Genomic DNA, 12,567 nt, shown 5'->3' with positions numbered 1-12,567 from the left:
GACGGGAGTTTGACGACAGGACCTAGGCCGTCCCGGACAGCACGCCGATGATGCGCCGTACCTCGTGGGCCATCGCCTCCCGCCCCACGCTCAGGTACTTGCGCGAGTCGACGGCCTCCGGATGGGCGGCGAGGAACTCCCGGATCGCGCCGGTCATGGCCATGTTGAGGGCCGTGCCGACGTTGACCTTGGCGATGCCGCCGGCGACCGCCGCGACCAGTGCGTCGTCCGGCACGCCGGAGGAGCCGTGCAGGACGAGCGGGACGGGCAGCGCGGCGGACAGCCGTTTGAGCAGGCCGTGGTCGAGGGTGGCGGTGCGGGTGGTCATCGCGTGCACGCTGCCGACGGCGACGGCGAGCGCGTCGACGCCGGTGCCGGCCACGAAGTCGCGGGCCTGGTCCGGGTCCGTGCGGGCGCCGGGCGCGTGGGCGTCCAGCGGAGGCCTGCCGTCCTTGCCGCCGACCTGGCCCAACTCGGCCTCGATCCACAGCCCTTGGGAGTGCGCCCAGTCGGCGGCGGCCCGGGTCGCGGAGAGGTTGTCGGCGTACGGCAACCGGGCCGCGTCGTACATCACCGAGCTGAACCCGGCGTCGAGGGCCTGGCGCAGCAGGCTGTCGCTCTGCACATGGTCCAGGTGCAACGCGACGGGTACGGTGGCCCGTTCGGCGGCGGCGACGGCCGCGCGGGCCAGCGGCAGCAGCCGGCCGTAGCGGAACTTGACGGCGTTCTCGCTGACCTGGAGGACGACGGGCGCACCGGCCGGCTCGGCGCCGGCGATGACGGCCTCGATGTGTTCCAGGGTGATGACGTTGAACGCGGCGACGGCGGATCTGGTGCGGGCGGCTGCGGTGACCAGCTCGCCGGTGGACGCGAGGGGCACGGGGGGTCCTTCCGGAGCGTGGACTCTAGAGGGCGAGGATCACGGAGCGGGTGAGGTGGCGCGGCTGGTCGGGGTCGAGTCCGCGGGCGGCCGCGACGGCGACCGCGAGCCGCTGGATGCGGACGAGTTCGGCGAGCGGGTCGAGTCCGCCGTCGATCCACAGCCCGCCGGTCGCCCCCACCTGCTGGGCGAGCCCTTCGGGTGCCGCGCCGAGCATCCAGGCGGCCGTGCCCTCGGTGGTGACGCTGATCGGGCCGTGCCGGTACTCCATCGCCGGGTACGCCTCGGTCCAGGACAGCGAGGCCTCGCGCATCTTCAGCCCGGCCTCGTTGGCGAGCCCGACGGTCCAGCCGCGCCCGAGGAACGTGAACTGGGTGCAGCCGACGAGTCCTTCGGGAAGAGAAGTGGACAGGGCGGTGCGCGCGTCGGCGACGACGGAGTCGGTGTGCAGGCCGAGATGGGCGCGCAGGAGGGTGAGGGCGGTGGTGGCGAAGCGGGTCTGGACGACGGAGCGTTCGTCGGCGAAGTCCAGCACGACGAGGTCGTCGGCGGCGGACATGACGGGAGTGCCGGGGTCGGCGGTGACGGCGGTGGTACGGGTCCGTCCCCTCAACTCCCCGAGTAGTTCGAGTACTTCGGTCGTCGTACCGGAGCGGGTGAGGGCGAGGACCCGGTCGTACGACCGCCCGTGCGGGAACTCGGAGGCGGCGAACGCGTCGGTCTCGCCCTGCCCGGCGCCCTCCCGCAGTCCGGCCACCGCCTGCGCCATGAAGTACGAGGTCCCGCACCCCACGATCGCGACCCGCTCTCCCGGCTCCGGCAGCGCGTCCCGGTGCCGCCCCGCCGCCTCGGCCGCCCGCATCCAGCACTCCGGCTGGCTGTTCAGCTCGTCCTCGACATGAGTCATGCCCACACCCTCCCCCTATCTGATTGTTCTTGCAAGATACAGCGAGCTTTCGAACACAATCAAGCATTTGAGCGCAGCTGGGGTGCGCTAGGGTCGCCGAGGAGTCGGAGTGCGGTCGGCGAGCGACCGGGGAACGGCCGAGGAACGGCCGGAGAACGGAGGTCCGGATGTCCCGGGACGCCCGCTGGAAGGCGCTGCTGGAACTGCTCGTCGAGCGCGGCCGGCTGGAGGTCGAGCAGGCGGCGGCCGAGCTGGAGGTGTCGGCGGCGACGATCCGCCGGGACTTCGACCAGCTGGCCGAGCAGCAGATGCTGGTGCGCACCCGGGGCGGAGCAGTGGTGCACGGGGTGTCGTACGAACTCCCGTTGCGCTACAAGACGGCCCGGCGCGCCTCGGAGAAGCAGCGCATCGCCAAGGCGGTGGCCGAACTCGTCGCCCCCGGCGAGGCGGTGGGGCTGACCGGCGGTACGACCACCACGGAGGTGGCCCGCGCCCTGGCCGTACGCGGCGATCTGTCCACCGGCTCGCCCCCGCTGACCGTCGTCACCAACGCGCTCAACATCGCCAACGAGCTCGCCGTACGGCCCCAGTTCAAGATCGTGGTGACGGGCGGGGTGGCACGCCCGCAGTCGTACGAACTCATCGGCCCGCTCGCGGACGGGGTGCTCGGGCAGATCACCCTCGACGTGGCGGTGCTCGGTGTCGTCGCGTTCGATGCCGTGCACGGCGCGGCCGCCCATGACGAGGCGGAGGCCGCGATCAACCGGCTGTTGTGCGAGCGCGCCGAGCGAGTGGTGGTCGCCGCGGACTCCAGCAAGCTGGGCCGGCGGGCGTTCGCCCGTATCTGCGACACGGCACTGGTGAACACGCTCGTGACGGACACGGCGGTGGAGCAGGAGACGGTACGCCGCTTCGAGGAGGCCGGCGTCCGGGTCCGCACGGCGTGACGGAAGGCCGCCGGTGCGACGGGAGGCCGGCGGCATCGCGGAGGACCGGCCCGGCTGCGGTCGGCCGCGCCGAAGTCGTCGCAGGTCACCCGGCCCGGATGCGGCCGAGGCCGGCCCGCACGGAGTTTTCGCGGGCGCCCGGCTCAGAGACGGCTGAGGTCGGCCTTCACAAAGCCCGCGCCGCGCTGGTCGTTGCAGCCGGTCGGCGGTCTGTCGAGCGGGTCGGGCCAGGCCTGTTGGGCCTGCAGCGCCACGCTCACCAGGGTCAGCAGCAGGTCGACGTCGCTCGCCGCATCGAGGCGGAGCGTCACCCACTGCGAGCCGGGCACGATCCTGATCGCACCCGAGCCCCTGAGGTCCTTGGCGAACCGCCTGATCGCCCGGTCGGTCAGCCGTAGATCGACATCGCGGTCCGAGTGGAAGTGGGCGATCTCGCCCTGGGCCGAACTCACCGCCTGTCCCAGGCCGCAGCTCGGGGCCGCCTGCCTCAGGTCGGGCCAGGTCGCCAGTTGCGCGAGCGCGCGCGAGGCCAACGTCATGGGCTCATCATGGCCCGCTCACCCTTCGGCAACCAGCTCGTGAGCAAGCATTAACCAACCCGTTTCCCGCCGCTGACCGGGCACGTGCGCCCCCGGAGCACCCGAACAGGACATGCGGAACGCCGTGTTGACGCCCTCGCCATCCCGGACGTGCGCAAGTCGGCGCAGGTCATGGCCGCGTCGGTCAACCCGCGCGCACACGGACCCCGGTCAAGGAGTGTCCGGAACCAGACCGTCGCGCGGGCGAGGAAGGACCACTGTCGCCGAAGCCGGTGACCGCGGAGAAGTCCCCAACCCCGGCCCTCATCTCGCCCCTCGCGCTTGCCGCACCCCCGCATCCCCGCCTAGCCTGAGTTTGTGCCGCAAATAAACAAACTCCGCTCGCACAGTGTCGTGCCGGATGCCGGCCGTGATCTCACCCGCCTCCGCATCGCCCTCACCACCTTCTTCGCCCTCGACGGCTTCATCTTCGCGGGCTGGGTGGTCCGGATCCCCGCCATCAAGCAGCAGACGAACGCCTCCGCCGGCGATCTGGGGCTGGCCCTGCTCGGTGTCTCCGCCGGTGCCGTCGTCACCATGACCCTCATCGGGCGGCTGTGCCGTCGCTACGGCAGCCATCCGGTCACCGTGGTATGCGCGGTGGCGCTCTCCCTCAGCGTCAGCCTGCCCCCGCTGACCCACTCCGCACCCGCCCTCGGCGCCGTCCTTCTCGTCTTCGGAGCCGCCTACGGCGGTATCAACGTCGCCTTCAACAGCGCCGCCGTCGACCTGGTGGCCGCGTTGCGGCGGCCGGTCATGCCCACGTTCCATGCCGCGTTCAGCCTCGGCGGCATGACCGGCGCCGGCCTGGGCGGGCTGGTCGCCGGGGCGCTCTCCCCCACCCGGCATCTGTTCGCCCTCACCGTCGTCGGGCTCGTCGTCACCGCCGTCGCCGGACGCACCCTGCTGCGCCAGGAGCCGCCCGCACCGGCGGAAGCACGCCCGTCGCCGCACCGCGCGGAGCGGCAGGGCACAGCACGGACCGGGCAGCGCGGGCTCGTCCTCGTCTTCGGCCTGGTCGCGCTGTGCACCGCCTACGGCGAGGGCGCCATGGCCGACTGGGGCGCGCTCCACCTCCAGCAGGACCTCACGGCGTCCTCCGGTGTGGCGGCGGCCGGGTACTCGTGTTTCGCGCTGGCCATGACCGTGGGCCGGGCGACCGGCACAACCCTCCTGGAACGGCTCGGCCGGGCCCGTACCGTGATCGCGGGCGGCACCGTCGCGGCGGCGGGCATGCTGCTCGGCTCGCTCGCGCCCTCCGTGTGGGCCGCGCTGATCGGCTTCGCCGTCACCGGGCTCGGGCTCGCCAACCTCTTCCCGGTCGCCGTGGAGCGGGCGGGCGCGCTGACGGGTCCGTCCGGCGTGGCCGTCGCCTCGACGCTGGGCTACGGGGGCATGCTCCTCGGACCGCCCGCGATCGGGTTCATGGCCGACTGGTTCTCCCTGCCGGCCGCACTCACCAGCGTGGCGGCGCTGGCCGCCGTCGCCGCGGTCATCGGAGTGGCCACACGGCGGACGATGGGCAGTTTGACCCGGAAAGGGCACTCCTTCGACCGCACTTCATCCGGCAGACTCACCCCCATGGACACTGCCGACTTCCTTCACACCCTGGACCGCGAGGGCCGACTGCTCGCGGCGGCCGCCGAGGCCGCGGGGACCGACGCCAAGGTGCCCACCTGCCCGGAGTGGCAGGTGCGGGACCTGCTGCGGCACATCGGCGCCGTGCACCGCTGGGCCGCCGGTTTCGTCGCCGACGGACTCACCGCGCCGCACCCCCTGGACGACGCGCCGGACCTGAACGGCGCCGAGCTGGTGGACTGGTACCGGGACAGTCACCGGCTGCTGGTCGACACCCTGGCCGCCGCGCCCGCCGACGTGGAGTGCTGGACCTTCCTTCCGGCACCCAGCCCGCTGGCGTTCTGGGCCCGCCGGCAGGCACACGAGACGACGGTCCACCGCTACGACGCGGAGGCGGCACGCGGGGGTACGGCATCCCCCATCGCGCCGGACTTCGCGGTGGACGGCATCGACGAACTGCTGCGCGGCTTCCATGCCCGCTCCAGGAGCCGCATGCGTACCGAGGAGCCGCGGGTGCTGCGGGTGCGCGCGCTGAACGCGGGGGCGGACGCCGTGTGGACCGTACGGCTGACGGCCGAGCCGCCGGTGACCGAGCGGGCGGCGAACGGGGAGGCCGCGGCCGAACTGTCCGGTCCCGCCGAGGAGTTGTATCTGGCGCTGTGGAACCGAAGGGCCGTGCCGAGCGTGTCCGGTGACCGCTCCCTCGCCGCGCTGTGGCAGGAGAAGGGCGGCATCTGACCCGCGGCCGACCGCCGGCGCCCCGTCAGTCGGCGTCGGCCAGCATCCGGGCCAGCACCGCGCGCTGCACGGGCCGCACCTCGCCGTGCAGCGCGCGCCCCTTGGCCGTGAGCGCGACCCGCACCCCGCGCCGGTCCTCGGCGCACATGGCGCGCTCGACCAGGCCGTCCTTCTCCAGGCGGCCGATCAGGCGGGACAGCGCGCTCTGGCTCAAGTGGACGCGCTCGGAGATCTCCTGCACGCGGAAGGCACAGCCGCCGTCCGTCACCGCGCCCTCGGCGAGCAGGTCGAGAACCTCGAAGTCACTGGCGCACAGGCCGTGTCCGTGCAGCTCCCGGTCCAGCTCGCACTGGGTGCGGGCGTGCAGCGCGAGGATGTCCCGCCACTGCTCCACGAGCGCCTGCTCGGCCCTGTTCGACGCCATGGGCGCACCGTAGCAGAGAAACAAGATTATTGCATCGGCATTAAATGCATTTGCATTCAATGCATACGCATGTAGTCTTATCGCCATGACCTCTCCGCTCAACCCCTCCGCGGCCCCGTCCCCGTTGGTCCGCTGGACCCCCCGGCTGTGGGGCACCCTGCTGGTGCTCTGCGCGGCGATGTTCCTGGACGCGCTGGACGTGTCGATGGTGGGCGTCGCACTGCCGTCCATCGGCTCGGACCTGCATCTGTCCACGTCGACGCTGCAATGGATCGTCAGCGGCTACATCCTGGGCTACGGCGGCCTGCTCCTCCTCGGCGGCCGCACCGCCGACCTGCTCGGCCGGCGTCAGGTGTTCCTCGTCGCACTCGGTGTCTTCGCGCTCGCCTCGCTGCTCGGCGGGCTCGTGGACTCGGGTCCGCTGCTCATCGCCAGCCGTTTCATCAAGGGTCTGAGCGCGGCCTTCACGGCACCGGCCGGCCTGTCGATCATCACCACGACGTTCCCGGAGGGCCCGCTGCGCAACCGCGCGCTCTCCATCTACACCACCTGCGCCGCCACCGGCTTCTCCATGGGCCTGGTGCTCTCCGGCCTGCTCACCGAGGCCAGCTGGCGCTTCACCATGCTGCTGCCCGCGCCGATCGCCCTGCTCGCGCTCCTCGCCGGCCTGCGGCTGCTGCCGCGCAGCGCCCGCGAGGAGAACCACGACGGCTACGACATCCCCGGCGCCGTCCTCGGCACCGCGTCGATGCTGCTGCTGGTCTTCACCGTCGTCCAGGCCCCCGAGGCCGGCTGGGCCTCGGCCCGTACGCTGCTGTCCTTCCTCGCCGTCGCCGTACTGCTGACCGCGTTCGTCCTCATCGAGCGGCGCTCGCCGAGCCCGCTGGTCCGGCTGGGCGTGCTGCGCGCGGGCAGCCAGGTCCGCGCCCAGCTCGGCGCCATCGCCTTCTTCGGCTCGTACGTCGGCTTCCAGTTCCTGACGACGCTGTACATGCAGTCCCTGCTCGGCTGGTCGGCGCTGCACACGGCGCTCGCGTTCCTGCCGGCGGGCGCGCTGGTGGCGGTGTCCTCCACCAAGGTCGGCGCGATCGTCGACCGGTTCGGCACGCCCCGGCTGATCGCGGCCGGCTTCGCCTTCATGGTCCTCGGCTACGCGCTGTTCCTGCGCGTCGACCTCGACCCGGTGTACGCGGCCGTGATCCTGCCGTCCATGCTGCTGATCGGCGCGGCCTGCGCGCTGGTCTTCCCCTCGCTGAACATCCAGGCCACCAACGGGGTCGAGGACCACGAGCAGGGCATGGTCTCCGGGCTGCTGAACACCTCGGTACAGGTGGGCGGCGCGATCTTCCTGGCGGTGGTCACCGCCGTGGTGACCGCGGCCGCCCCCGCGCACGCCACCCCGCAGGCCGTCCTCGACAGCTACCGGCCCGGCTTCATGGTCGTCACGGGCATCGCGGCGGCGGGCCTGCTGATCACCCTCACCGGACTGCGCGGCCGTCGTACCCAGTCGTCGCTCGTGGTCGCCAGGTCCACCGTGAAGGAGGCGGAAGCGGAACGCGTCGCGGTCCGCGACTAGGGGGAAGCCTCCAAGTGCGCGCCCGGCGGAGCTGGTTGCTCCGCCGGGCGCGCTTCTGTGAAGCTGGGGGAATGTACGCATACGGGGGACGCCGTACCAAAGCCCAACAGGACGCGGCGACGGTGGAGATCGGCTATGCGCTGGCGAGCGCGACCTTCGCGGCGGCGGTGCTGTTCGGAGCCGTGGCCGGCCCCGCGCTTCTCTTCGACCTGCCGCACCTGCCGGCCAAGATACTGGTGCGGCTCGGCATGGCGGTCGCGGTGCTCGTGTTCGTGGCCCGGGTGGTGAGCGTGCTGGTGCGTTTCCGGCAGACGGCTCAGCCCAGCCAGCCGGGCCGCACCAACCCCGACTCGTAGGCCAGCACGACGAGTTGGGCGCGGTCCCGCGCGCCCAGCTTCACCATCGTGCGGCTCACATGGGTCTTGGCGGTGAGCGGGCTGACCACCAGCCGGCGGGCGATCTCCTCGTTGGACAGGCCGATGCCGACGAGCGCCATCACCTCCCGTTCCCGCTCGGTGAGCCGGCCGAGGGCGTCCGCCGCCGCGGGTTCCTTGGAACGGGCCGCGAACTCGGCGATCAGCCGGCGGGTCACGCCCGGCGACAGCAACGCGTCCCCCTGCACCACCGCCCGTACCGCGCGCAGGAGTTCCTCCGGTTCGGTGTCCTTGACCAGGAACCCGGAGGCGCCGGAGCGGATCGCCTCGAAGACGTACTCGTCCAGCTCGAAGGTGGTGAGCATGACCACCTTCACGTCCTGCAGCTCCGCGTCGCCGGTGATGCGCCGGGTCGCGGCGAGACCGTCCAGCCGGGGCATGCGGATGTCCATCAGGACGACGTCCGGCCGCAGTTCGCGCACCAGGCGCAGCGCCTCTTCGCCGTCGGCCGCCTCTCCGGCCACCTCGATGTCCGGCTGTGCGTCGAGCAACGCCCGGAAACCGGCCCGCACCAGCGACTGGTCGTCGGCGAGCAGTACCCGGATCACTGGTCCTCCCTGAGGTGCGACGGCAGTACGGCGAGCACCCGGAAACCGCCGTCGGGGCGCGGGCCCGCCTCGATCGTGCCACCGAGCGCGGCCGCCCGCTCCCGCATGCCGGCCAGCCCGTTCCCGCTGCCCCCGGCGTCGGCGCCGGTGGCCGGACCGTCGTCGTCGATGCGCAGCCGCAGCGCGTCGCCGTCGTGGGCGAAGCGCACGCGCGCGTGCCGCGATCCGGAGTGCCGTACGACGTTGGTCAGGGCCTCCTGCACGATACGGAAGGCGGCGAGGTCGGCACCGGGCGGCAGCTGCGGCGGCTCGCCCTCGATCCGCACGGTCAGTCCGGCGGCGGCCGCCTGCGCCACCAGCTCCGGCAGCCGGTCCAGGCCGGGCGCGGGGGTGCGCGGCGCGGCGCCGGACGTGCGCAGGGTGTCGAGGACCTGGCGTACTTCGCCGAGGGCTTCCTTGCTGGCGGCCTTGATGGTGGTGAGCGCGGCCCGCGCCTGCTCGGGGTCGCTGTCGAGCAGTGCGAGCCCCATGCCGGCCTGGACGTTGATGACGGAGATGCTGTGTGCGAGGACGTCGTGCAACTCGCGGGCGATCCGCAGCCGTTCCTCGTCCGCGCGGCGCCGCGCCGCCTGCGCCCGGTCGGCACGCTCCCGCGCCCACTGTTCGCGCCGTATCCGGGCCAGTTCGGACAGGGCGACGATGGCCAGTACCCAGGTGGCGATGACGATCTCCTGGGTGAGGCCGGCGCCCTTGTCGCCCGCGGGCGGCAGCCAGCGGTAGAGCCAGAGGGCGATCAGGGTGTGCCCGCACCACAGCAGGCCGACCGAGGCCCAGGCGGCCCGCCGGTGCCCGGCGACGACGGCGCTGAAGCAGCCGACGGCGACGGTCAGGAAGACCGGCCCGTAGGGGTAGCCCGCGGCGAAGTAGGCGAGGGTCACCGTCGCGGTGCCGAAGGCCACCGCCACCGGGTACCGGTGCCGCCACAGCAGCAGGACCGAGGCGACGAGCAGCAGCACGCGCGCGTACGGATCGAGCGGCACACGGAGCGGCTGGCTGTGCGCCGCGAAGTTGGTGCCGACCAGGACGAACGCGGTGAGCAGCACGGTCGAGCGCCAGGGCCGGCGGGCGTGGTGCGGCTCCGCCCCGTCGCCGTCCGGGGCGCCGCGCCACGGCGGCCCGTACCGCCACCCGTGCGAGGGGGCGCGCTGCTCTTCCATGACCGCCACGCTAGACGCCGGCGGCAGGGCAGGGCGTCAGCCGAGCGAGGTGATCACTCGTACTCCCCGGGAAGTACGGCGCCGGGCACGGCGAGGTGCAGCGCCCGGCCGCCCGCCCCGCCTAGCGCAGGCCCACCGTGTGTGCCAGCCCCGTCGCCGCGTACCGGAAGAAGTCCTCCCGGTCCTCGACCAGGTTGTTGAACTGGCCGAACAGCTCGAAGCTCACCAGCCCGAACAGCTGGGCCCAGGCCGCCACCAGGGCCGCGATCACCTCGGGGGGCAGTTCGGGAGCGAGTTCGGCGGTCAGGCGCTCGGCCTCGGGACGCAGCCCTGCGGGGAGGGCGAGGTCCGCGAGGCCGAAGCGCTCGCGGGCGTCCCGCACGATGCCGAGGAAGACGAAACCGATGCGGGCGGCGGCCGGCACGGTGGTCTGGGGGGCGGCGTAGCCCGGCACGGGCGAGCCGTAGATCAGCGCGTACTCGTGCGGGTGGGTGAGCCCCCATGCGCGCACCGCCTCGCACACCGCGGTCCATCGGGCCACCGGAGCGGCGTCGGCTGTGGCGTCCCGGACCTGCTCCGCCGCCTCGCCGAGGGAGTCGTAGGCGTCAATGATCAGGGCGGTGAGCAGCTCGTCCCGGCTGGGGAAGTAGCGGTACAGGGCCGAGGAGACCATGCCCAGCTCGCGGGCGACGGCCCGCAGCGAGAGCTTGGCCGCGCCTTCGTCCGCCAGCTGCCTGCGGGCCTCGTCCTTGATGGCCGCCGTGACGGCGATCCGAGCCCGTGCGCGGGCGCCCTGTGCAGTGCTCATGCCAGCAGTATGCCACGCAGCGAGAGCATCGCACACAAAAGAGAACGCTGCTCTTGCTTTGGAGCGGCGCTCTGCTCCACACTGGAGTCAAGCGAGAGCACCGCTCTCCCGAATCGTGGGGGTCGTCATGTCGACACACGTCAAGAAGCCCGGCTGGCTCACCGTCAACGTCCTCAACCGGGCCGTCGCCTGGCTCACCCGGCGCGGCATGAGCGTCTGGGGTTCCCGGGTCCTCGCGGTGCGCGGACGCAAGAGCGGAGAGTGGCGCACCACTCCGGTCAACCTGCTGACGGTGGACGGGCAGCAGTACCTGCTCGCGCCGCGCGGCCATGTCCAGTGGACCCGCAACATGCGGGCGGCCGGCGGCGGCGAGCTGCGGCTCGGCAAGACCGTGGACGTGTTCACCGCCACCGAGGTCGCCGACGACGACAAGATCCCGCTGCTGCGGGCCTACCTCAAGCGCTGGAAGGCGGAGGTCGGTGTCTTCTTCAACGGCGTCGGCGCCGACTCCCCGGACGCGGACCTGCGCCGTATCGCCCCCGACCACCCGGTCTTCCGGATCAGCGTCACGAGCTGAGCCGTCACGAGCCCAATCGTCACAAGCTGAGCCGTCGCGGTCCGAGTCGTCACGCACCGAGCGGTCAGGAGCCGACGGGTTCCTCCGCCGGGACGGCCTCCCCGCGGTCCAGCGCGGTCAGGGCGCGCTGGGCGATCGGGTGGGAGCGGACGATCTCGCCCAGCGAGGTCGAGCCCTGCGTGATGTCCCGGAACGCCTTCCACGCCGGGCGGAAGCCGGTGAGGGCCGCGTGGAAGAGTCCGGGACGCTTCTCGAACACGGTCAGCATGCGCCTGCCGACACTCATCTCGACACCGAGCCCGGCCTTGATCGCGAACGCGTAGTTCAGCGCCTGGCGCCGCGTGTCGACCGCGTCGTGGGCCTCGGCGATGCGGACCGCCCACTCCCCCGCGAGCCGGCCCGAGCGCAGCGCGAAGGAAATACCTTCGCGGGTCCACGGCTCCAGCAGCCCGGCCGCGTCACCACAGACCAGCACCCGCCCCCGGGACAGGGGCGAGTCGTCGGCGCGGCAGCGGGTGAGATGGCCGGAGGAGACGGTCGGCTCGAAACCGGACAGACCGAGGCGGGCCGTGAAGTCCTCCAAGTACCGCTTGGTGGCGGCGCCTTCGCCGCGCGCGGAGATCACCCCGACCGTCAGCGTGTCGCCCTTCGGGAACACCCAGCCGTAACTGCCGGGCATCGGGCCCCAGTCGATGAGGACCCGCCCCTTCCAGTCCTCGGCGACCGAGTCCGGGACCGGGATCTCCGCCTCCAGACCGAGGTCCACCTGGTCCAGCTTCACACCGACATGCGCCCCTATGCGGCTGGCGCTGCCGTCGGCACCGACGACCGCGCGGGTCAGCACCGTCTCACCGCCCTGCAGGACGACGGCGACCGTGCGCCGGTCGGGGACCGCCGAGCCGTGCTGCTCGACCCGCTGCACCGTGACGCCCGTACGCAGCTCGGCGCCCGCCTTCTGGGCGTGCTCGACCAGCTGCTGGTCGAACTCGGGCCGGTTGATCAGCCCGAACAGCATCTGCTTGGAGCGGCGGGTGCGGGTGAAGCGGCCGTTGTTCGAGAAGGTGACCGCGTGCACCCGGTCGCGGAGGGGCAGCTCGAAGCCGGGGGGCAGCGCGTCGCGCGAGGGGCCGATGATGCCGCCGCCGCAGGTCTTGTAGCGGGGCAACTCGGCTTTCTCCAGCAACAGCACGCGCCGTCCCGCGACCGCGGCCGCATAGGCGGCCGAGGCCCCCGCGGGTCCCGCGCCCACCACGACGACGTCCCACACCCGCTGCACGTCGTCCGCCGAAGAGTTCTCGCCGCTCACGATGGTCTACTGCTCCGATCCAGCCGCTGCCGTAGTGTCCCTCGCATCC

At 72.6% G+C, this 12,567-nt stretch carries 13 protein-coding genes and 1 pseudogene; 6 read left to right on the top strand and 8 right to left on the bottom strand.

Annotated elements, in window-relative coordinates; genetic code table 11:
- Nucleotides 1-22: 22 nt before the first annotated feature.
- A complete protein-coding gene (locus AB5L52_RS38425) occupies nucleotides 23-880 on the bottom strand; it encodes a class II fructose-bisphosphate aldolase (RefSeq protein ID WP_351020270.1) in 858 nt (285 codons plus the stop codon).
- 25 nt (nucleotides 881-905) lie between these two features.
- Nucleotides 906-1,787, bottom strand: coding sequence for an SIS domain-containing protein (locus tag AB5L52_RS38420; protein ID WP_369367965.1), 882 nt, complete (start codon nucleotides 1,785-1,787; stop codon nucleotides 906-908).
- 167 nt (nucleotides 1,788-1,954) lie between these two features.
- Here AB5L52_RS38420 and AB5L52_RS38415 point away from each other — a divergent pair, with 167 nt between their 5' ends.
- A complete protein-coding gene (locus AB5L52_RS38415) occupies nucleotides 1,955-2,734 on the top strand; it encodes a DeoR/GlpR family DNA-binding transcription regulator (RefSeq protein WP_369367964.1) in 780 nt (259 codons plus the stop codon).
- Nucleotides 2,735-2,877: 143 nt separating this feature from the next.
- Here AB5L52_RS38415 and AB5L52_RS38410 read toward each other — a convergent pair whose 3' ends face one another.
- Complete coding sequence (locus AB5L52_RS38410; protein WP_351020264.1) at nucleotides 2,878-3,273, bottom strand: luciferase family protein; 396 nt, start codon at nucleotides 3,271-3,273, stop codon at nucleotides 2,878-2,880.
- A 393-nt stretch (nucleotides 3,274-3,666) separates the two neighbouring features.
- On the opposite strand from AB5L52_RS38410, the pseudogene AB5L52_RS38405 reads away from it, so the two are divergent.
- Together AB5L52_RS38405 and AB5L52_RS38400 are read left to right on the top strand one after the other, a co-directional pair.
- Nucleotides 3,667-4,827: pseudogene (locus AB5L52_RS38405) on the top strand (MFS transporter); the annotation flags it as partial.
- 3 nt (nucleotides 4,828-4,830) lie between these two features.
- The gene (locus AB5L52_RS38400) at nucleotides 4,831-5,628 is read left to right on the top strand and encodes a maleylpyruvate isomerase family mycothiol-dependent enzyme (RefSeq protein ID WP_369369036.1); all 798 of its coding nucleotides are present in this window, start codon (nucleotides 4,831-4,833) and stop codon (nucleotides 5,626-5,628) included.
- Between the two features lie 25 nt (nucleotides 5,629-5,653).
- Here AB5L52_RS38400 and AB5L52_RS38395 read toward each other — a convergent pair whose 3' ends face one another.
- Nucleotides 5,654-6,052 (bottom strand): MarR family transcriptional regulator, encoded by a 399-nt coding sequence (locus tag AB5L52_RS38395; protein WP_351020260.1) that lies wholly within the window; start codon nucleotides 6,050-6,052, stop codon nucleotides 5,654-5,656.
- A gap of 85 nt (nucleotides 6,053-6,137) precedes the next feature.
- On the opposite strand from AB5L52_RS38395, the gene AB5L52_RS38390 reads away from it, so the two are divergent.
- Nucleotides 6,138-7,628, top strand: coding sequence for an MFS transporter (locus AB5L52_RS38390; protein ID WP_369367963.1), 1,491 nt, complete (start codon nucleotides 6,138-6,140; stop codon nucleotides 7,626-7,628).
- Nucleotides 7,629-7,699: 71 nt separating this feature from the next.
- Nucleotides 7,700-7,984 (top strand): DUF6332 family protein, encoded by a 285-nt coding sequence (locus AB5L52_RS38385; RefSeq protein WP_351020258.1) that lies wholly within the window; start codon nucleotides 7,700-7,702, stop codon nucleotides 7,982-7,984.
- Here AB5L52_RS38385 and AB5L52_RS38380 read toward each other — a convergent pair.
- The 3 genes from AB5L52_RS38380 to AB5L52_RS38370 form a co-directional block, all read right to left on the bottom strand.
- A complete protein-coding gene (locus AB5L52_RS38380; protein ID WP_351565208.1) occupies nucleotides 7,945-8,610 on the bottom strand; it encodes a response regulator transcription factor in 666 nt (221 codons plus the stop codon). The genes AB5L52_RS38385 and AB5L52_RS38380 overlap by 40 nt on opposite strands.
- Nucleotides 8,607-9,827, bottom strand: coding sequence for a sensor histidine kinase (locus AB5L52_RS38375; RefSeq protein WP_369367962.1), 1,221 nt, complete (start codon nucleotides 9,825-9,827; stop codon nucleotides 8,607-8,609). Before AB5L52_RS38375 ends, AB5L52_RS38380 begins: the two co-directional genes overlap by 4 nt.
- A 121-nt stretch (nucleotides 9,828-9,948) precedes the next feature.
- Nucleotides 9,949-10,635 (bottom strand): TetR/AcrR family transcriptional regulator, encoded by a 687-nt coding sequence (locus tag AB5L52_RS38370; RefSeq protein ID WP_369367961.1) that lies wholly within the window; start codon nucleotides 10,633-10,635, stop codon nucleotides 9,949-9,951.
- A 127-nt stretch (nucleotides 10,636-10,762) separates the two neighbouring features.
- Here AB5L52_RS38370 and AB5L52_RS38365 point away from each other — a divergent pair, with 127 nt between their 5' ends.
- Nucleotides 10,763-11,212 (top strand): nitroreductase family deazaflavin-dependent oxidoreductase, encoded by a 450-nt coding sequence (locus AB5L52_RS38365; protein ID WP_369367960.1) that lies wholly within the window; start codon nucleotides 10,763-10,765, stop codon nucleotides 11,210-11,212.
- Nucleotides 11,213-11,276: 64 nt separating this feature from the next.
- Here the strand turns inward: AB5L52_RS38365 and AB5L52_RS38360 are convergent, their stop codons facing one another.
- Nucleotides 11,277-12,518, bottom strand: coding sequence for a geranylgeranyl reductase family protein (locus AB5L52_RS38360; protein ID WP_351020248.1), 1,242 nt, complete (start codon nucleotides 12,516-12,518; stop codon nucleotides 11,277-11,279).
- Nucleotides 12,519-12,567 lie beyond the last annotated feature (49 nt).

This window comes from Streptomyces sp. CG4, from assembly GCF_041080655.1.
Classification (GTDB): Bacteria; Actinomycetota; Actinomycetes; order Streptomycetales; family Streptomycetaceae; genus Streptomyces.
Note: the sequence above shows the minus strand (reverse complement) of the source record. Positions and strands in the feature narration are given on the sequence as shown.